Origin of the sequence: Mycobacterium sp. SMC-2 (assembly GCF_025263485.1) — a bacterium.
Lineage (GTDB): Bacteria > Actinomycetota > Actinomycetes > Mycobacteriales > Mycobacteriaceae > Mycobacterium.
This window is the reverse complement of sequence record NZ_CP079863.1, coordinates 1952300-1972535: the sequence shown is the minus strand read 5'-3', so window position 1 is coordinate 1972535 and position 20236 is coordinate 1952300. Positions and strand designations below refer to the sequence as shown.

The window sequence follows — 20236 nt, the reverse complement described above, 5'->3', positions numbered from 1 at the left end:
AAAGTACGAGAAGACATGGACTTTCGTATTCGAGCGATCGGGCTGGTGCGCTACGACAGCGCCAAGAGCTACGACGAGCTGCTCGCCGCATTGCTCGCCGACATCGGCGAGCGGCCCGTCCCGATCGACGAGATCGCGGTGACTGGCTAGAGCCAGCCGGTGCGGGCGGCCGCCACCGGCTCGGCGGACGCCGGGGCCAATTCCCCGTCGCGCACGCCGTCGAGCATCCGTTTCACCGTGGCGACGATCTCCGGCGCGGCCGCGGCCAGGCCGGCCTTATCGGCTTCGGGAACCTCGTCGGGGTCGACGCCCGCCCGCGCCAGCACGGTGGCCGGGTCGGCCAGCTGATCGGCCAGCCAGGCGACCGGATCGGCGGACAGCTCGGGCACGAAGTTCCGGCGTCCCGGTTCCCAGCCGTCGAAACGCGGGTGGTGATGGGCCCGGTCCAGCGTGCCCGGCGGGCTCTCGGTGGAGCCGAAGAGATCCACCCGCCACACCGGGCGGTTGAAGGCGATCGGGACGCCGGCGTAGATCGACCCCTGCGGCTCGCCCCGGTCGACGAGGCGCAATTCCAGCCTGACTCCCCGTTCCGGGGTTTCCTGACCTTCGAGCGGGCGCGGGTCGACGAAGAACATGTCCCCAACGACCACCCCCATGGTTTCGAATCCAAACGCTGCGAGCATGTTTTTGAGCGTAGTCCCCGCCGCCGAACCGGTCAGGCGCCGACCTTCTTCGCCGCGCGCTCGGGCAGGACTTGCTCGTAGTCGGCGAGCGCCACTGTCCTTGTGCGGTGCTGGTATTCGTGCACCAGGCCCGGCCAGTTGGTGGTGACCCGGCCCGAGGCGGTGCGATACCAGGAGTCGCAGGCGGTCCACACCCCGGCGTCCAACCGGGACTGCACCTCCGAGTCGTAGGCCTGCTCCACGGCGCGCCGGACCTCGAACGCGCGGGCCACGCCCCCGCGCGCGAGCTCCTCGGTGATCTGGCGGATGTAGCGCGCCTGCTGCTCCATCATCAGGATGATCGAGCTGCTGCCGAGATTGGTGTTCGGGCCGTAGATCAGGAACATGTTCGGGAAACCGGGCACGGCCATGCCGAGATGGGCGTGGGCCCCGCCGGCCCACTCGGCGCGCAGGTCCTGTCCGTGGCGGCCGGTGATCGTCATCGGGGCAAGAAATTCGGTGGCCTTGAACCCGGTGCCGTAGATGATGACGTCCACCTCATGCAGCCGGCCGTCGGCGGTGCGCACGCCGGTCGTCGTCACCTCGGTGATCGCCTCGGTCTCGACGTCGACGTTGTCGCTGGCCAGCGCCGGATACCAGTCGTTGCTGAACAGCACGCGCTTGCAGCCGATCGGGTAATCGGGAGTCAGCTTCGCCCGCAGCACCGGATCTTTGATGTGCCACTTGAGGTTTGCCGACGCCAGCACGCCCAGCAGCCGGGCGAGCGGGGCGAACTTGGTCAGCGCGAGCCCGAAAAACTCCGAGATCCCCCAGATCACCCCTCGCATGGCGGCGGCGAACCCGGGCACCTTGCCGAACGCGGCGTGATGCGCGTCGGTGTAGGCGCGGTCCGGCTTCGGGATCACGTACGGCGCGGAGCGCTGAAACACGGTGACATGCCCAGCGATTCGGCGAATGCGCGGGACGAACTGGATCGCCGACGCGCCGGTGCCGAGGACCGCGACGCGCTTGCCGGCCAGGTCGACGTCGTGGCGCCACTGCGCCGAATGAAACGAGGGGCCCGCGAACCTCTCGAGTCCGGGGATGTTCGGGAGCGCCGGCCGCGACAGCTGGCCCACTGCGGGCACCAGGACGTCGGCCTCGAAGGTTTCGCCGCGGGCGGTCTGTACCCGCCAGGTCGCGGTGCCGTCGTCGTAGCAGGCCGAGGTGACCTCCACCCCGGTGCGCACCAGCTGCCGCAGGCCGAACCGGTCGGCGGTGTCGTGGATATAGCCGAGGATGTCGGACTGCTCGGCGTAGCGGCGCCCCCAGTCGGTCTTGCGGGCGTAGGAGTAGGAGTACAGGTTCGACGGGACGTCGCAGGCGGCGCCGGGGTAGGTGTTCTCCCGCCAGACGCCGCCGATGTCCTCGGCCTTCTCCAGCACCGTCACGTCGGCGAGACCGTCCCGGAAGAGTTCGTACGCGGCGGCGAGGCCACCGAAGCCGGCGCCGATCACCAACACGCGGGGACGAGTCGAAGTCATGATTCACACGGTAGGAGCGCAGGGCACGTCAGCGGCAGCCGATTGCGGTCGGCAAATCCATGATTCCGGCCACGCCTCAGACGGCCCTCCGGGCGCGGGGCGCGACCGAACGCTGATAGCGCGCCGGAGTCGTGCCCGTCCACCGCTTGAACGCGGCGATGAAGCTCGTCGCCTCGGCGTAGCCCAGCCGCAGCGCGACGTCCTCCACCGACAGGGCGCCCGTTGCCAACAACTCCTCGGCGAGCACCCGGTGCACCTCGTCGACCAGGTCGCGAAAGGTCGTGCCCTCCTCGGCCAGCCGCCGCCGCAGCGTCCGCTCGCTCATCGCCAAGTGCCGGGCGACCGCCGCGATCGTGTGCGGCTCGCCGTCGATCGACGCCAGTCGCTCACGGACTCGCCGGGCGACACCGGTCCGCTGCCGGCGGCGTTCCAACAGGGCGCGGCACTGTTGCTCGCACATGGCCACGCTGATCTCGCTGGAATGGGGAAGCGGGTCGTCGAGCAGGGCGGCCGGCCAGCGCGCCACGTTGGCCGGCGCGTCGTAGCGAGGAGTCACGCCGAATGCCTTGCATGCCAAGGCGTCCGACGACGGCGCCGGGCCCGTGAACTCGATCGAGGTGAACGGCACGGGACGGCCCAGCAGCTCGGCCATGACCCGGGCGATGGCCGCCAGGTCGCGTCGCACCAGAAACTCCGCCACCGGACCGGTCAGGTCGGGCAGGTCGAGCCGCATCGCCGCCTCCGGCCCCTCCACCGTGACGCTCGGCAGGCAGAACCCGTAGCTCAGCTCGTAGAACCGGGCCGCGAACCGGACCGCATCGCCCAGCGTCGAACTGGTCAGGCAGGCGAAACCGAAGATGCCCAGCGACCCGACGTGATAGCTGCCGCCCACCCGCACCCCGAGGTCGGCGGGGTCGCCCAGCAGGTTGACCAGGTTCGTCACGACCGCCAGCTCCTGGCGCCCGACGATCATCCGGTTGGGATCGCGCAGGTCGGCCTCCGACAGGCCGGTCCCCGCGAGCACGTCCGCCACGGCAAGCCCGTTCTCGCAACCGAACTCGGCCATCAACGCGACGCTGGCCATGCTGCGCGGGAAGTCCCAGTGCGACACGTGCGATCCGGCGAACACCTGCACGCATCCCAGTATGGCGAACGACGGTGCGCCGGTCGGCTAGACCATCCGCCGCGCCGAACGTGCAGTCACGGCGAGAAATAGCCCGAGATTTCGCGCTGGGTACACGTTCGGCGCGGAACGGCTAGGCCGCCAGGTCGTCCGCGCCGCCGATCGCCCGCCGCGCATCCCGCTGCGCGCGCTTGGCGCGCCGCCAGCCGCGCACGGTCTCGATGGCGGTCTTCAGCCCGCGCCGCCGGCCGGTCGCCGGATCGGCGCCCGCGAAACCGGGCTCGAGTCCGGCGAACATGCGCTCGCTACGGGTCTCCGGCGCGTTGTCGGCGTCGTCGCGCAGGTATTTGTCGGGCAGCGACAGCTTGGCGAGCGTGCGCCAGGTTTTGGCGTACTGCACCAGGAACGAGCCGGTGGTGTACGGCAGGTCGTACTTGTCGCAGACCTCGCGCACCCGCACCGAAATCTCGTGCAGCCGGTTGCTCGGCAGGTCGGGGTACAGGTGGTGCTCGATCTGGTGGCACAGGTTGCCGCTCATGAAACGCAGCGCGGGCCCCGCCTCGAAGTTGGCGCTGCCCAGCATCTGGCGCAGGTACCACTGCCCCTTGGTCTCGCCGACCATGTCGGTCTTCGTGAATTTCTCTGCGCCATCGGGGAAATGGCCGCAGAAGATGACGGCGTTGGCCCACACGTTGCGGATCATGTTGGCAACCGCGTTGGCCTTCAACGTGGATCGGTACGTCGCGCCGGGCGACAGCGCGGTCAGCGCCGGGAACGCGACGTAGTCCTTGACCACCTGCCGGCCGGCCTTGGCCAGGAACTCGTCCACCCGCTGCCGGGCTTCCTCGTTGTCCATCCGGCGCTTGACGATCTTGCCGATCTCCACGTGCTGCAGGCCGACGCCCCACTCGAAGAGGAGCGCGAGCATGGTGTTGTACACCAGGTTGAAGATGTTGAAGCGCTTCCAGGGCTGGTCACGGGTGACGCGCAGCAGGCCGTAGCCGACGTCGTCGTCCATCCCGAGGATGTTCGTGTACTTGTGGTGCACGAAGTTGTGGGTGTAGCGCCAGTGCTTGGACGACCCGCTCATGTCCCACTCCCACGTCGAGGAGTGGATCTCCGGGTCGTTCATCCAGTCCCACTGGCCGTGCATGACGTTGTGGCCGATCTCCATGTTCTCGACGATCTTGGCCACGCCCAGGGTGAGGGTCCCCGCCCACCAAGCCGAACGGCGCGAACCGGCGGCCAGCATCAGCCGGCCGGCCACCTCCAGCGCGCGCTGCGCCGCGATGGTGCGGCGGATGTAGCGGGCGTCTTTCGCCCCGCGTGAGTCCTCGATGTCCTGGCGGATGGCGTCCAGCTCAACGGCCAGGCTTTCGATGTCGGCGTCCGTCAGATGGGCGAATACGTCGACGTCGGTGATCGCCATCGTCTTCCTCCCTTACGGTCGATTGTCCGTTTCCCAACCAGGTGCAGACCTACGCTATCGTAACCTACGAATCCGTAGGTTACCTGTGAGTAGCATTCAGATGTCGAGCACACAATCGCCCGAGGCGGCCGACACGCAGGTCTGAATCCGGGTACCCGGATCGTGTTCCGCGCCCGTGCGCAGGTCGCGGACGTGGCCGTCCACGAGGCTAACCACACACGACTGGCAGATACCCATTCGACAGCCGAACGGCATCTGCACGCCGGCGCCCTCGCCCGCGTCCATCAACGACGTCGCGGCGTCGGCGGTGACGGAACGCCCGCTGCGGGCGAAGGTGACCGTTCCGCCGGCACCGGCCGGCGCGGCCTTGGACACCGCGAACCGCTCCAGGTGCAACCGGTCCGGAATGCCCGCCGCCGACCAGATCTTCTCGGCCTGGCTCAGCATGCCCTCCGGCCCACAGGCCCAGGTGTGGCGCTCGCGCCAGTCTGGCACCTCCTGGTCGAGCCGGGCGAGGTCGAGCCGACCCCGGGCGCGGGTTTCGCGCAGCAGTAGGCGATAGCCCGGATGGTCGGTGGCCAGCGCGGCCAACTCGGTGCGAAACATCACGTCGGATTCGGTGGGGGCTGAATGTACGTGCACGATGTCGCCGATCTGGTTGCGGCGCACCAGTGTTCGCAGCATGGACATCACCGGCGTGATCCCGGATCCGGCGGTGAGGAACAGGATCGACGGCGGCGCCGGGTCGGGCAGGACGAAGTTGCCCTGCGGCGCGGCCAGCCGCACGATGGTCCCGGGCTCGACCCCCGCCACCAGGTGGGTCGAGAGGAACCCTTCGGGCATCGCCTTCACGGCGATGGCCACCGTGCGCGCCGAGCCGGATCCGGACGTTTCGGCCGGGCTGGACGTGAGCGAATACGAGCGCCAGCGCCAGCGTCCGTCGACCAGCAGGCCGATCCCGATGTACTGGCCGGGCTGGTAGTCGAAGTTGAAGCCCCAACCCGGCTTGATCACCAGGGTCGCGGAATCCTCCGTCTCGCGGCGCACCTCGAGGACGCGGCCGCGCAGTTCGCGCGCGGACCACAGCGGATTGGCCAGATGCAGGTAGTCGTCGGGCAGCAGCGGGGTGGTGATGCGGGCGGCTAATTTGCGCAGCGCGTGCCAGCCGGGATGCCGGTCGGCACCCGCGACGACGGGGCGTTTGGTGTCCACGACCTGCGCGGAGAGGGATGCCGATTTCTTGGCCATAGAAACCCTACGGTACCGTAAGTTACGGCACCGTATCCAGGCTCGACGGCTTGGGTTGCATCACATCCGGGCCTCCGGCCGATCCCCCGCCGGGCCTTACAGGAGCTCCAGCAGAAACGGCAGTTCCTGGTTGGCGTACCAGGCCAAATCGTGGTCCTGAGCGTCGCCGACGATCAGCTCGGCATCCTCGTCGCCCAGGTCGGCCTCGTCGATGACCTCGATCGCCTTCGTCACGGCCGGTTCGGCCGCGGCGTTGTCGACGTAGGCGGCGATCACGTCCTCGAGCGCCACGGGCGCGCCGAGCCGCACCACGGCGTCGTCGAGGTCCGGGCGGTAGGTGACGTCGCTGACCTCGGCGGCCAGCACCGCGCGCCGCAGCGGCAGGGACTTGCCGGGGTCGGCCGCCTCGGCTTCCGAGCCGGCCAGCAGGCGCAGCGACGCCAGCGCGGCCTCGCGCAGGGCGACCTCGGCGAGTTCGTCGTCGTCGCCCTCGGCGTAGGACTCGCGCAACGCCGGCGTCAGGGCGAACGCGGTGCCGTTGACGGGCATCAACGAGCCGTCGGCGACGAGCCGCTGCAACATGGCCAGGGTGGCCGGAATGTAGACGAGCGTCATCGGTCCCCGATCAGCGTGGCCGCATAGTCGTCGACGTAGCGGGACAGCTCACGCGGCGGGCGCTGGTAGTTCCCGCTCACCACCGGGGATTTGGGCAGTCTGACGTGGGGCCGTTCGACGTCGTGGTATTCGATGGTCGACAGCAGGTGCGCCATCATGTTCAGCCGTGCGTGCTTCTTGATGTCCGATTCCACGATGTACCAAGGGCTGACCGGGGTGTCGGTGTGCACCATCATCTCGTCCTTGGCACGCGAATAATCCTCCCACCGATACAACGATTCCATGTCCATCGGGCTCAGTTTCCATTGCCGCACAGGGTCATTGCGCCGCGACTTGAACCGGCGCAACTGCTCGGCCTCCGAGACGGAAAACCAATACTTGCGCAACAGGATCCCGTCGTCGATCAGCATCTGCTCGAAGATGGGCGTCTGCCGCAAGAACAGCACATACTCTTGCGGCGTACAGAACCCCATGACCTTTTCCACGCCGGCGCGGTTGTACCACGACCGGTCGAAGAGCACGATTTCGCCTTTGGCGGGAAGGTGCGCGATGTAGCGCTGGTAATACCACTGGCCGCGCTCGCGATCGGTCGGCGCGGGCAACGCGGCGATGCGGGCGACGCGCGGGTTGAGGTATTCGGTGATCCGCTTGATGGTTCCGCCCTTACCGGCGCCGTCGCGGCCCTCGAAGATGACCACGAGGCGTTCCCCGGTGTGCCGCACCCACTCTTGCAGCCGCACCAATTCCGTTTGCAGCCGGAACAATTCGGCCCGGTATACGTCGTCGGAGATCTTGGGCGCGTTCGGCGCCGTCGATTTCGCCGTTTTCGCCCTCGGGCGTTTTGTCTCGGTGCTCACAGCAACGAATGATAGAACCGGCCACCGCTTTTCACCGCGACTAACTACCGGGAAGGTTCCAGCAATTCCTCGAGCGATTGGCTCAACAGTCCGGGCAGCAGCTCGACGTCGCTCATCGCTTCGCGGTCGGCGTTGATGCCGAAATACAGCATGCCGTTGTAGGACGTCACGCTGATGGCCAGCGCCTGGTTGTGCAGGAGCGGCGGCACGGCGTAGGTCTGAAGCAACTTGGTGCCGGCGATGTACATCTGCGACTGAGCCCCGGGCGCGTTGGTGATCAGCAGGTTGAACGTCCGCCGGGAGAAGCTGGGGAAACTGGTGGCGACGCGGATACCCATGGCGTGCAGCGTGGGTGGCGCAAATCCCGACAGGGTGACGATGGTCCTGGCGTCCACCAGGCGCGCTCCCGTCGGGTTGGTCTCGGTGGCGTGCGCGATCTGCGACAGCCGCACCACCGCGTTCGGCTCCCCCACCGGCAGGTCGACCAGGAACGGCATCACCTGGCTGATGGCCTGGCCGGGCCCGGGCGCGTCGAGCTGGCCGTCGGCGTAGATGGGCAGCGGCGCCATGGCCCGCACCGTCGCGGTTGGTGACACCGCCACTCCGCGCGACATCAGCCAGTTTCCCAGGGCGCCGGCGATCACCGCGAGCACCACATCGTTGACGTCGCAGTCATACCGAACGCGCACCGTGCGGTAGTCGTCGAGGTTGCCGCACGCGACCGTGAACCGCCGATGGCGAGAAACGGTGGCGTTGAGCGGGCTGCTGGGGGCGGTGCCGCGCGCCACGTTGCGCGCGAAATCGAGGGCCCGCCGGCCGGTGGCGAGGAGTTCGCCGTGGTTGGTCACCAAGCCGCCGATGGTCGACCCGACGGCCTGCAGCTGGGTGCCCGGCCCCACCAGCCAGTCGCCGATGGCCCCGAAGATCAGCCGCGCGTTACCCGGGTCGCGTTCCGGTACCCAGATGTCTTCGGGTTGCGCCGGCGGGCGTTTGGTGCGATCGGCGATGACGTGGTTGATCTCCAGCGCCGTCATGCCGTTGATCAGAGCTTGATGCGACTTGGTGTAGAGGGCGAGCCGGTTCTTGGCCAGGCCCTCGACCAGATACATCTCCCACAGCGGCCGCGACTTGTCCAGCGGCCGGGCGGCCAGCCGGGCGATGAGCTCGTGCAGCTGTTCGTCGCTGCCCGGTGAGGGCAGCGCGGAGCGCCGCACGTGGTAGGTGATGTCGAAGTCGGCGTCGTCGATCCAGACGGGCCGGGCCGAGCCGACCCGCACCTCCCGGACCTTCTGCCGGTAACGCGGGACTTGGGGCAGGCGCCGCTCGACGGCGGCCAGCAGCGTCTCGTAGCTCAACCCCGCGCGGGGTCGGCGCAGTATCGACAGCGAGCCGACGTACATCGGGGTGGCCGTGTTTTCCAGCCGAAAAAACGACGCGTCCGATGGGGACAACCGGGTCACCATAGGGCGCAGTCCTCCTCATCGAATCATCGCCTGCTGCTTAAGGAAATGCCCCGCCCACGGTAATCGTCTCGCCGGGCGCGGGTACGCGCGAGCCCGACTTGTGCCATGATGACCACTGCCTGCCACTCTCCAGCGGGCTCGAGGAGTTCGACCGAAGAGTTGGAGAGTGCGCGTTGACCACCAGTCCTGTCGTGGGTCCGTCCGACGCCTTCGCCGTCCTGCCCGTCATCGACTACGAGCCCCCGACACGAGACATTGCGCGCAGCGTCCCCGCGTGCCGGCAAGCGTCACGCGCGCCGCTGCGCCGGCGCAGCCCGCACCGGCCCCACCCGCAGCCGCGCGCCGCGATGTCGGCACAGATGCACCAGGCGGCGATCTTCGCCGACGCGGCCCTGCGCCGGGTGCTGGAAGTCATCGACCGCCGGCGCCCGGCCGCGCAGCTGCGCCCGATGTTGACGCCCGGCCTGGTGGATTCCGTCGTCGCGGTGGGCCAGTCGGCCGCCGGACACGCGGGCGCCGCGGTGTTGCGCCGGCTGCGGCTGCAACCGGCCGGTCACCGGGATCCGGACGCCGCGGCCGAGGTTTGCGGCTCGTACAGCCGCGGGAACCGGATCCACGCCATCGCCTGCCGCGTCGAGCGGGTGCCCGCCGGCGCCGGGTGGCTGGTGGTGGCCCTGCACATCGGTTGACCGCCCGGTCAGTGTGCAGGCCCGGCGCTGGGAGCCAGCGGGCCGCCGGTGTAGCGGGTCAGCACCGGCCCCACGATCGCCATGATGAAGACGTACGACGTCGCCAGCGCGGCGATCGTGTGCATGGACGTGCCCGCCAGCCCGATGATGATCAGCGAGAACTCGCCCCTGGCAATGAGTGCGGTGCCCGCGCGGAGTTGCCCGCGGCGCGCCACGCCGTCGCGCCGGGCGGCGAAGACGCCGGTGGCCACCTTGGTCGCCGCGGTCACCGCGGCCAGTATCAGCGCCGCCGGAAGCATCGGAATCAGCTCTTGCGGGTCGACCGCCCAGCCGATCGCCAAGAAGAAGATGGCCGCGAACAAATCGCGCAACGGCCCGAGCACCTTGCGTGCCCGGCCCGCGGTTTCCCCGGTGAGCGTGAGGCCCACCAGAAACGCACCCACGGCCGCCGACGCGTGCAGGGATTCGGCGACCGCGGCGACGATCAGCGTGATGCCCAGGACCCTGAGCAACAGTTGCTCGGAGTCGGGATGTTCCACCAGCCGGCCGACGTGGTGACCCCACCGGTACGAGGCGGCGAAGGCTGCCGCCAGAGCGCCGATCGCCACCGCCATGCCGACGACCGCGCGCAGCCACCCACCACCGGCCGCCAGGACGGCGAACGGCGGCAGGTAGGCCGCCATCGCGAAGTCCTCGAGAACCAGCACCGACAGCACCGAGGCGGTTTCGCGGTTACCGATCCGGCGCAAGTCCTCCAGCAGGCGCGCCACCACCCCCGACGAGGAGATGTAGGTGACGCCGGCCAGGCACAGTATCGCGACAGCGTCCAGTCCCAATAGCCAGCCGGCGACCGCGCCGGGGGTGGCGTTGAGGATGACGTCCACGCCCGCGGACGGCAGGTGGTGGCGCATGCTGGTGGCGAATTCGGTCACGGAGAACTCCAGGCCCGCGTCAGCAGCAGCAACACGACACCGAGGGGCGCGCTGGTGGTGACGAAGTCGCCGGCGGCCCCGGCCTGCAGGATCCCGCCCTTGCCCAGCGCCAGACCCGCCAGCAGGTACACGGGTATGGGAGACAAGGCGAACCGGCGGGCCGCGCCTCCCACGATGGCCAGCGTGGCCAGGAGGGCGCCGAGCTCTAATAGCAGCGTCCCCGAAACCTGCACCGGCTCAGCCCTTGTCGATAATTTGCTCGACGCCGGCGATGCCGTCATGTGTGCCGATCACGATCAGAACGTCTTCGGCATGCAGCATTTCCGCCGGACCGGGCGAGGCGAGCACTTCGTCGTTGCGCACGATGGCGACGATGGAAGCCCCGGTACGCGTGCGGGCGTGGGTGTCCCCTAGCGGATGCTCCACGAACGGGCTCGAAGCCAGGATGTGGACCTGTCCGGTTTCCAGGCCGGGGATTTCGCGGGCCAGCTCGGTGAACCGCTCGGCGATCCGCGGTGCGCCGAGGATCTGGGCCACGGCCTCGGCCTCTTCGTCGCTGAGGTGCAGGATCGTCCGGGCCTCGTCGGGGTCTTCGCGGGCATACATGACGACGTCGAATTCGCCGCTTCGCCGCGCGATGATCCCGATGCGGTCACCCTTGTGATCGGTGAACTCGTAACGAAGGCCGACGCCCGGCAGCAGCACCTCCTTGACATCCATACCGTCAATCCTGACAGGTCGGACGGCGGTGCTGGCACCGGATCGCCGGGTTGGTCGAAGATTCAGCCCTGCCGGGCCACTCCCGTGGTCTGGCGACGCGGAATCGGTAGCAGCATCGACACCTCGCGGCGGTAGTCGCGGTATTGGTGGCCCAGCGACGCGACCAGGTCGCGCTCCTCCAGCTGCGTGGCGATCAGGATGTAGATCGTCATGCCGATCGAGAACAGCAGGTGTCCCGCCGTCATGGTCGGCGCCGCCCAGAACGCGATGAGGAACCCGAGCATGAGGGGGTGGCGCACCAGGCGGTAAAGCAGCCGGACGCGAAATTCGAGGCTGGTGTAGGGCTGCTGGCGCGACGCCAGATACACCTGCCGGAGCCCGAACAGGTCGAAGTGGTTGATCAGGAAGGTCGCCAGCAGCGCTATCGCCCAGCCGAGCCAGAACAGCACCCACAGCATCGCGCGGGCCGCCGGCGCGCGCACATCCCAGATGACCGTCGGCATCGTCCGCCATTGCCAATACATCACCGCCAGCACCACGCTCGACACCACGACGTACGTGCTGCGCTCGATCGACGACGGCACGACACGCACCCACCACCGCTTGAACGCCGGCCGGGCCATCACGCTGTGCTGGACACCGAACAGGACGAGCAAAGCCGCGTTGATCAGCACCGCCTCGGCGATGCGTCCGGCGAGCCCACGATCGACGCTTCGCGGCAACGCGAAGTTGCCAACGAAACCAACGAGATACAAGAAGGCCGCGAGAAAGAGCAGGTACGCCGCGGCGCCGTAACCAAGCGTCAGGTATCGCTTCATGAGCTCAGTGTCCGCCGCGCCTGCGCGTTCGCCTATAGGTCGTTTGCCTCATTTTTTCGTTGCCGGGCCCTAGGCAATTTTGACTAGGGCATTTCGCGGGGAGTGCCCGCCGGCGAACTTTGCCATTTGGGGCAAAAGGCCTCATGCGGCGGCGGAAGCGGGAGACCGATGATCGCTTGCGACGAAGCTACCTCAACACGGGACGGAGATCAGGTCATGACCGAATTGGCATGCACCGCAACGACGGTCGATGCGCCGGGCGGCGCTCGGGTCGAGGCAATCGACATCAGCCGGCGCGCGGGTGGCCGGCAAACCCTCCAGCGAATGTCGCTGGCAGTGGAACCAGGCGAATTGGTCGCCATCGCCGGCGGCAGCGGAGCGGGCAAAACCACCTTGCTGGAGGTCCTCGCGGGACTGCAGCCGCCGTCGGCCGGGGAGTTGCGGCACGACGGTGTCGCGCGCCGTCCACGCATCACCACCGACTCCCGGGTCGGCTACGTGCCCCAGGACGACATCATCCACCTCGAGATGCCCTTGCGCCGCACGCTGCGCTACGCGGCGCAGCTACGGCTGCCCGCCGGCACATCGGCGGCGGAGACGGAACGGATCGTGGAGGAGACGCTGAAGGACCTGGACCTGGCCGACCGGGCGGACGTGCCCGTGCGCGCGTTGTCCGGCGGGCAGCGCAAACGGGCCAGCATCGCGGTGGAGTTACTCACCCGGCCGCGGCTGTTCTTTCTCGACGAGCCCACCTCCGGCCTCGATCCCTCCACCGCGGCCGAGGTCATGCGCCTACTGCGCCGGCTCAGCCAACGCGGGGTCACCGTCGTTCTCACCACGCATGAGCCGGCCGGCATCGATCGGTGTGACCGGGTGGTCTTCCTGGCCCGCGACGGCCACTTGGCCTTCAGCGGCAGCCCGGCCGCCGCGCGGCACTACTTCGGCGTGGCGGACCTCGCCGAGGTGTACGAGCGCCTGGCCGGCGAGCACACTCCGCAAATCTGGGCGGAGCGATTCGCGGGAAGCCGCCTCAATGCACCAGCCAGCCACGGCCCAACCCAACGGCGCGTGCCCACCCCGTCCGGCGTCAAACACACCGGCAGGCTTCGACAATGGTGGCTCCTGACACGGCGCAACGTCGACGTCCTTTCCCGCAACCGGCTGACCCTGGCGATCCTGCTCGGCTCACCGGTGCTGGTGACGGCGATGATGGCGACGTTGTTCAAGCGCGGCGAGTTCGAGCCGCGTACCGCGGCCGGGGTGGGCCCGGCCCAGATCGTGTTCTGGATCGCCTTCGACGGTTTCTTCTTCGGCCTGACGTACGGCCTGCTCCAGATCGTCGGCGAGATGGCGGTTTTCCGGCGCGAACGCCTGGCCGGGCTCAGCGTGGGCGCCTACGTCGCGTCGAAGATAACGGCGCTGCTTCCGGTCCTGGCGGGAGTGAGCGCGGTGTTGCTGGTCGTGCTGCGGGCGCTCGGGCGGCTGCCGGCGGTCGGCTGGGACGTCTACGCCTTCCTGTTCGCGACGATTCTGATCGAAGCGACTTCGGCATTGGCGCTGGGCCTGTTCGCCTCGGCCGCCGTCTCCAACGCCGCGCAAGCGGCTCTCGCCCTGCCGATGCTGTGCTTCCCCCAGGTTCTGTTCGGTGGCGCCATCGTCCCCGTCGACCAGATGGCCACCCCCGGCCGCCTGATGAGCCTGGCCCTGTCGAACCGCCACGCCTTCGATGCACTGGGGCGCGGCCTGTCGCTCGACCGCTACACCGTCACGCTGCCGGCCATGGCCGCCTACCGTGACACCTTCCAGGGCGGCACGGCCGTCAGCCTGATCGCGCTCGCCTCGTTCGCCGTTGCCCTCACGCTGGCCACGGCATGGGTGCTGGACCGGCGCTCCAGGCCCGGCGCTTCCGTGCGATAACCCCCGCAGCCCGGCCCGCGATCCTCACACAGGGTCGCGGGCCGGGTCTTCAACGCTCACTCTTCAACGCTCACAACGTGTTTCGGGGTGCTCACACTGTGCGGACGAAGGCGTTCATCGGCTCTTGCTGTCCCCGCAGGATCAGCGTGCGCCGCGGCAGGTCGTCCAACAGCCCGTCGGCGACTCCGCCGGCGACCAACAACTCGCCTCCGGCGGCGTGTTGTTGCATCCGGGCGGCGGCGTTGACCGGACTGCCGAGGGCGGTGAAGTCGACCACCGCCCCGCCGACGTTGCCAACGTAAGCGACGCCCGCGTTCACCGCGATTCCCACGTCCAGCCAGGGCCCGTCGGGGCTGCCGTACCCGACCGCTTCGAGCAGCTCGATTCCCGCCTCAACCGCTCGTTGCCGATACCGGGGACCGCTGATGCCCTGCACGAAGAACGCCATCACCTCGTCACCGATCAGCTTGTCGATCACCGCGTCATGGCGCAGCAGCGTCTGCGTCGCGGCACGATAGAACCGGTTGAGCAACGCGGCGAAGTCCGCGGCGCCCCGCCGGTCGCCGAGCGCCGTGGAGCCACGAACGTCGGCGAAGAGCACGGCGACGTCGACCTCGGCCCCGCCTCGCGGCAATGCGTCACAGCATCGCGCGCAGAGGTTGGGGTTCTTGCGCGATCGGCGGAATCCGGCAGCGGCGAACACCCGGCCGACCGGGCCGCCGAACGGGTTGTTGCACAGCTTGCATCGCGGGGCCGACGGCAGATAGCGAAACGCGCGCCTCGCCCTGACCAACGACGCGTGGCCGTCGGTGAGTACCTTGTCCCACAGCGCTGCCGAAGCCGCGGTGCGCCTATCGAGTGCGACGGCCGCGGCGTCGGGGTGGGCGGCGGTAGTCATGCCGAAATGGTCTCGTCGATTCGCCGCCAACGCATGAGGCATCCGCCCCAAATCAGTCGAGCGCGCCGGCGGTCAGGCCGTGCCGAGTGGCGTACAAGCTGGCCCCGATCCGGTTCGAGACCCCGATCTTGGCATAGATGTGCTCGACGTGGTTGCGCACCGTCTTCTCGGAGATCCAAAGGGCCGAGGCGATTTCCCGATTGGAAAGCCCCTGTGCGACGTGGACCAAGACCTCGGCCTCGCGCCGGGTCAGGCCGGACGGCCTGGCCGGCCGACGAGATGGCCGGTGGCCCGCCGCCTCCAGCACGGCTTCGACGGCGTCGCCGTCCAGGCGGCCGCGGCCGGCCTCGCTCCGTAGGCGCCCGGCCGCGGCCGCCTCGTCCAGGGCATCGCGATACGGTCGCGGTTCCATTGCCGAGCAATAGGTTTCGGCCGCGGCAAGGATCCGGTCGCGAACGGAGAGTTCTTCGCCCCGGAGCCCGTTCGGATATCCCGTCCCGTCGAGTCGCTCGTGATGGTTCACCGCGACCTCCCGGACCGCCTTCAGCCCACCGACGCGGGCCAGAATTCTGCCGGTCAGATACGGATGCATCTGCACCCGTTCGCGTTCGGCGCCGGTCAACTCGCCGGGCTTCTCCCACACCCGGTTTGACACACCGATCCGGCCAAGGTCGTGAACGTAGCCTGCGCGGCGCAGAATGTCGATCTCGTCCTGCGGCAGGCGAGCACACTTCCCGGCGTTCTCCGCCAGCTCGGCCACGGCGCGAGAATGGCCAAGAGTGAACGGGCACTTCAGGTCCACGAAGTCGCCCATTGCGCGCAGGAGCCCGTCCAGTGCTTGACCACTCAGCGTCTCCCCCGGGTCCGGGGCCAGGCCGGCCGCGGTCGACCACGCGTCGTCGGTATCGCTCAGCAGGTCGTCGGCGGCAGCCGCGAACACCGCGACGATATCCGGGTCGAATTGCTTGCCGCTGCGCCGGCGGACCTCCGCGATCGCGGCCGCCGGGCCGTAAGCCCGATGGTGCACCTCGGCGATGTCGGCGATCTGCGCCACCCGCATCGTCACCGGTATCTGCGAGCCGGCGGCCCCACCGGGAAGACCGCTGCCGTCCCACCGTTCATACGCGTACGGCAGGGCTTCGCACACGTCCGCACCCAAGCCGATCTCCTCGGCCAGCAATGCGGCCGACAGACAGTGCGACTGCACCAACGCGCCGAGGTTGCCGCGCGCGTCCAAAAACACTTTGGCCGCCAGCTGGGCCCGTTTCGGCAACGTCGACCCGCGACCGAGATTGCCCAACAGAAATCGCCGGTACGGCGCGCCGGACCAGTCGATGAAGTGGCTGTCGTGTCGCATCGCGATGTCGTCGCCAAACCACCGCGCGTACTCGTGGGAGTCGGCATGGCACCCGATCCACATCACCAGGCCCGTGTAGAAAACGGTCCCGCGCTCACGCTCGTCGAGCCCAAGCCGCTCGGCGAGCCTGGTGCCCATGGCCGCCGACCGCAGCATGTGATCCATCGGCTGACCGAGCCCAAGGTCGACCGCCAAGGACAGCGCCGCCAGTACCTCGACCCGCGACACGGCTCCCTCGAAGGGCATGGAGGCGCCCCTTCCTGACCGAGCGCAGTCGCGAGGTCATCTGTAGCCACACAGAAGGTGATGCCTGATAACCCTATGGCATCGGCGTTGCTGTCGGGTGCGGAAACGGGGGGCTAGCGGCGCTTCACCGATTTGGGCGGCTTGGCCCCGCGGCCTTGCTGCCGCGCGGCCGCACGCCGCTCGCGGCGGCTGGCGCCCGCCGGGACGCCCGCCGGCGTCTTCTGGCCGTCGCCGCCGTTGCGCTGCACCTGCGCCGAGCCGTCCTCGGACGGGCCGGAATAGGTTAGCGCGGGAGCTGCGTCGTCAATCCCCTTGGCGCGCAACATCGCCGGGGCCTCCTCGCGCACGGCAGCCGCGGTGCCGCCCTGCTCTTCGGCGGCCCCGAGCTCGGCGAGCCCTTGTGGCGTCTCCACCGGCGCGAGCTGGGGCGGCGGCACCGCCTCGACGGTGACGTTGAACAGGAACCCGACCGACTCCTCTTTCATGCCGTCGAGCATGGCCATGAACATGTCGTAGCCCTCGCGCTGGTACTCCACCAACGGGTCGCGTTGCGCCATTGCGCGCAGCCCGATGCCCTCCTTGAGGTAGTCCATCTCGTAGAGGTGTTCGCGCCACTTGCGGTCGATGACGTTGAGCAACACGTTGCGTTCCAGCTGCCGCATCGCGCCCTCGCCCGCGATCTCTTCGAGCTCGGCTTCCCTTGCGGCATAAGCGCGTTCGGCGTCCTTGAGCAACTCGTCGAGCAGCTCCTCGCGGGTGAGGTCGTCGCGATCGGAGTCGGCGTCCATGCGCATCAGCGTCTCGTGGTCGATGCCGACCGGGTACAGCGTCTTGAGCGCAGTCCACAACGCCTCGAGGTCCCAGTCCTCGGCGTAGCCCTCGGCGGTCGCGCCGTTGACGTAGGCCGTGATGACGTCGCGGACCATGTCCAGCGCCTGCTCCTTGAGGTTTTCGCCCTCCAGGATGCGGCGGCGCTCGGCGTAGATGACCTTGCGCTGCTGGTTCATCACCTCGTCGTACTTCAGGACGTTCTTTCTGACCTCGAAGTTCTGCTGCTCCACCTGGGTCTGCGCGCTCTTGATCGCGCGGGTGACCATCTTGGCCTCGATGGGCACGTCGTCGGGCAGGTTGAGCCGGTTCAGCATCGCCTCCAGGGTGGCGCCGTTGAACCGGCGCATCAGCTCGTCGCCCAGCGACAGGTAGAAGCGGGACTCGCCCGGGTCGCCCTGCCGGCCGGACCGGCCGCGCAGCTGGTTGTCGATGCGCCGCGACTCGTGCCGTTCGGTGCCCAGCACGTACAGACCGCCGGCCTCGACCACCTCGGCGGCCTCTTTCCCGGCCTCCTCCTTGACGATGGGCAGCTCGGAGTGCCAGGCCGCCTCGTACTCTTCGGGGGTTTCCACCGGGTCCAGACCGCGTTCGCGCAGCCGCTGGTCGGTGAGGAAGTCGACGTTGCCGCCCAGCACGATGTCGGTGCCGCGGCCGGCCATGTTGGTGGCCACCGTGACGCCGCCGCGCCGGCCCGCCACGGCGACGATGCCCGCCTCCTGCTCGTGGTACTTGGCGTTGAGCACGTTGTGCGGGATGCGGCGCTTGGTGAACTGCCGCGACAGGTACTCCGAGCGCTCGACGCTGGTGGTACCGATCAGGACCGGCTGGCCCTTCTCGTAGCGCTCGGCGACGTCGTCGACCACCGCGATGTACTTGGCCTCCTCGGTCTTGTAGATGAGGTCGGAGCAGTCGGTGCGGATCATCGGCTTGTTGGTCGGGATGGAGACCACGCCGAGCTTGTAGATCTCGTGCAGCTCGGCCGCCTCGGTCTGGGCGGTACCGGTCATGCCGGCGAGCTTGTCGTAGAGCCGGAAGTAGTTCTGCAGCGTGATGGTGGCCAGCGTCTGGTTCTCGGCCTTGATCTCGACGTGCTCCTTGGCCTCGATGGCCTGGTGCATGCCCTCGTTGTAGCGGCGGCCATACAGCACGCGGCCGGTGAACTCGTCGACGATGAGGACCTCGCCGTCGCGCACGATGTAGTCCTTGTCGCGGTGGAACAGCTCCTTGGCCTTCAGCGCGTTGTTGAGGTAGCTGACCAGCGGGGAGTTGGCGGCCTCGTAGAGGTTGTCGATGCCGAGCTGGTCCTCGACGAACTCCACGCCCAACTCGTGCACGCCGACGGTGCGTTTACGCAGATCCACCTCGTAGTGGACGTCCTTTTCCATCAGCGGCGCCAGCCGGGCGAACTCCAGGTACCAGTTGGAGGCACCGTCGGCCGGTCCGGAGATGATCAGCGGGGTGCGGGCCTCGTCGATCAGGATCGAGTCGACCTCGTCGACGATGGCGAAGTTGTGCCCGCGCTGCACCAGGTCGTCGAGCGAATGCGCCATGTTGTCGCGCAGGTAGTCGAACCCGAACTCGTTGTTGGTGCCGTAGGTGATGTCGGCGTTGTAGGCCACGCGGCGCTCGTCGGGCGTCATCTGGGCGAGGATCACGCCGACGTCCAGACCGAGGAACCGGTGCACGCGGCCCATCCACTCGCTGTCACGTTTGGCCAGGTAGTCGTTGACCGTGACGACGTGTACGCCCTTGCCGCCGATGCCGTTGAGGTAGGCCGGCAGCACCGAGGTCAGGGTCTTGCCCTCACCGGTCTTCATCTCGGCGACGTTGCCGAAGTGCAGCGCCGCCGCGCCCATCACCTGCACGTCGAACGGGCGCTGGTCGAGCACCCGCCAGGCCGCCTCGCGGGCCACCGCGAACGCCTCGGGCAGCAGGTCGTCAAGGCTTTCGCCGTCCGCGTGCCGCTTCTTGAACTCGTCGGTCTTGGCCCGCAGCTCCGCGTCGGTCAGCTTTTCGACCTCGTCGGACAAGGTGTTGACGTAGTCAGCCACCCGCTTGAGACGCTTGAGCATGCGACCTTCGCCGAGGCGCAGCAACTTCGACAGCACGGTGTTGTCCCCTGTTGGTAGGAGTCTCTTCTCTTAAGCGACTCCCATGGTAGGTGACGACGCCGCGGAGACGCCCAAACCTCAGGAGAGCCTGATCAGCCCGTAGTCGTAGGCGTGCCGGCGGTAGACCACGCAGGGCCGCTCGGTCTGCTTGTCCTGGAACAGGAAGAAGTCGTGCCCCACGAGCTCCATCTCGTAGAGCGCGTCGTCGACCGACATCGGCGTGGCGGGGTGCTCCTTGGTCCGCACGATCCGGCCGGGCTCGTGGTCGGCCTCGCCGTCATGCTCGGCCGGCTGCTCCTCTAGGCTCTCCTGCCGCGCTGGCGGCACGACCGCGGTGGCGGCGGCCAGCGATACCGGGGTCTTGTCGCCATAGTGGACCTTGCGGCGGTCCTTGGCGCGGCGCAACCGGTTCTCCAGCTTGTCGACCGCGGACTCGAACGCCGCGTAGAAGCTGTCGGCGCAGGCCTCCGCCCGGCTTACCGGACCGCGGCCGCGGGCGGTGATCTCCACGCGTTGACACGATTTGCGCTGGCGCCGGTTGGGCGCGTGCTTGAGCTCGACATCGAAGAGATAGATGGAGCGATCGAACCGCTCGAGGCGGGCAAGTTTTTGGGAGACGTACACACGGTAGTGGTCCGGGATTTCTACGTTGCGGCCCTTGAAGACGACTTCGGCGTTGTTCGCCGGCTGAACTTCGCCGTCGGTTTGCGTCGGCGGTTGATCAAGAATCTGACCGGAATCCACGGATAGCCTTGACATACGTGACAACTCGTTTC

17 protein-coding genes and 1 pseudogene are annotated in these 20236 nt (G+C 68.3%); 3 read left to right on the top strand and 15 right to left on the bottom strand.

All coding sequences use genetic code 11. The annotated features are described in order from the left end of the window. Positions 1-15: 15 nt before the first annotated feature. Complete coding sequence (locus KXD96_RS09335) at positions 16-150, top strand: hypothetical protein (RefSeq protein WP_260745599.1); 135 nt, start codon at positions 16-18, stop codon at positions 148-150. On the opposite strand, the gene KXD96_RS09330 is transcribed toward KXD96_RS09335, so the two are convergent. From KXD96_RS09330 to KXD96_RS09295, 8 genes are all read right to left on the bottom strand, one after another. Next, on the bottom strand, positions 147-683 hold the full coding sequence (locus KXD96_RS09330) for a hypothetical protein (RefSeq protein WP_260744304.1): 537 nt from the start codon (positions 681-683) through the stop codon (positions 147-149). The two genes, KXD96_RS09335 and KXD96_RS09330, sit on opposite strands and share 4 nt — an antisense overlap. Before the next feature lie 32 nt (positions 684-715). Next, the gene (locus tag KXD96_RS09325) at positions 716-2206 is read right to left on the bottom strand and encodes an NAD(P)/FAD-dependent oxidoreductase (RefSeq protein ID WP_260744303.1); all 1491 of its coding nucleotides are present in this window, start codon (positions 2204-2206) and stop codon (positions 716-718) included. A gap of 76 nt (positions 2207-2282) precedes the next feature. Next, positions 2283-3341: an AraC family transcriptional regulator gene (locus KXD96_RS09320; RefSeq protein WP_260744302.1), complete on the bottom strand. Its 1059-nt coding sequence runs from the start codon at positions 3339-3341 to the stop codon at positions 2283-2285. 121 nt (positions 3342-3462) lie between these two features. Beyond that, the gene (locus KXD96_RS09315) at positions 3463-4758 is read right to left on the bottom strand and encodes a fatty acid desaturase (RefSeq protein ID WP_260744301.1); all 1296 of its coding nucleotides are present in this window, start codon (positions 4756-4758) and stop codon (positions 3463-3465) included. Positions 4759-4854: 96 nt separating this feature from the next. After that, a complete protein-coding gene (locus tag KXD96_RS09310; RefSeq protein WP_260744300.1) occupies positions 4855-6006 on the bottom strand; it encodes a ferredoxin reductase in 1152 nt (383 codons plus the stop codon). Positions 6007-6102: 96 nt separating this feature from the next. Next, positions 6103-6621 (bottom strand): DUF6912 family protein, encoded by a 519-nt coding sequence (locus KXD96_RS09305; RefSeq protein WP_260744299.1) that lies wholly within the window; start codon positions 6619-6621, stop codon positions 6103-6105. Further along, complete coding sequence (gene ppk2, locus KXD96_RS09300; RefSeq protein WP_260744298.1) at positions 6618-7478, bottom strand: polyphosphate kinase 2; 861 nt, start codon at positions 7476-7478, stop codon at positions 6618-6620. Before ppk2 ends, KXD96_RS09305 begins: the two co-directional genes overlap by 4 nt. A 44-nt stretch (positions 7479-7522) precedes the next feature. After that, on the bottom strand, positions 7523-8941 hold the full coding sequence (locus tag KXD96_RS09295) for a wax ester/triacylglycerol synthase family O-acyltransferase (RefSeq protein ID WP_260744297.1): 1419 nt from the start codon (positions 8939-8941) through the stop codon (positions 7523-7525). A gap of 173 nt (positions 8942-9114) precedes the next feature. On the opposite strand from KXD96_RS09295, the gene KXD96_RS09290 reads away from it, so the two are divergent. Next, positions 9115-9630, top strand: a complete 516-nt coding sequence (locus tag KXD96_RS09290) for an Rv3235 family protein (RefSeq protein WP_260744296.1) — start codon at positions 9115-9117, stop codon at positions 9628-9630. 8 nt (positions 9631-9638) lie between these two features. Here KXD96_RS09290 and KXD96_RS09285 read toward each other — a convergent pair. From KXD96_RS09285 to mddA, 3 genes and pseudogenes are all read right to left on the bottom strand, one after another. Then, positions 9639-10795, bottom strand: a pseudogene (locus KXD96_RS09285) (cation:proton antiporter). A 4-nt stretch (positions 10796-10799) separates the two neighbouring features. Continuing rightward, positions 10800-11282, bottom strand: coding sequence for a cation:proton antiporter regulatory subunit (locus tag KXD96_RS09280; protein WP_260744295.1), 483 nt, complete (start codon positions 11280-11282; stop codon positions 10800-10802). Positions 11283-11344: 62 nt separating this feature from the next. Then, positions 11345-12100 carry a methanethiol S-methyltransferase gene (mddA, locus tag KXD96_RS09275; protein ID WP_260744294.1) on the bottom strand — a complete coding sequence of 252 codons (756 nt, stop codon included), beginning with the start codon at positions 12098-12100 and terminating at the stop codon, positions 11345-11347. 216 nt (positions 12101-12316) lie between these two features. Between mddA and KXD96_RS09270 the strand changes: the two genes are divergently transcribed. After that, entirely contained in the window at positions 12317-14017 is a 1701-nt protein-coding gene (locus KXD96_RS09270) for an ATP-binding cassette domain-containing protein (protein WP_260744293.1), read from the top strand. A 91-nt stretch (positions 14018-14108) separates the two neighbouring features. Here the strand turns inward: KXD96_RS09270 and KXD96_RS09265 are convergent, their stop codons facing one another. The 4 genes from KXD96_RS09265 to hpf form a co-directional block, all read right to left on the bottom strand. Then, entirely contained in the window at positions 14109-14915 is an 807-nt protein-coding gene (locus tag KXD96_RS09265; RefSeq protein ID WP_260744292.1) for an adenylate/guanylate cyclase domain-containing protein, read from the bottom strand. Between the two features lie 52 nt (positions 14916-14967). After that, positions 14968-16518, bottom strand: coding sequence for an HD domain-containing phosphohydrolase (locus tag KXD96_RS09260; RefSeq protein ID WP_260744291.1), 1551 nt, complete (start codon positions 16516-16518; stop codon positions 14968-14970). 113 nt (positions 16519-16631) lie between these two features. After that, entirely contained in the window at positions 16632-19457 is a 2826-nt protein-coding gene (secA, locus tag KXD96_RS09255) for a preprotein translocase subunit SecA (protein ID WP_260744290.1), read from the bottom strand. Positions 19458-19538: 81 nt separating this feature from the next. Continuing rightward, positions 19539-20204 carry a ribosome hibernation-promoting factor, HPF/YfiA family gene (gene hpf / locus KXD96_RS09250; protein WP_396878748.1) on the bottom strand — a complete coding sequence of 222 codons (666 nt, stop codon included), beginning with the start codon at positions 20202-20204 and terminating at the stop codon, positions 19539-19541. Positions 20205-20236: the final 32 nt, after the last annotated feature.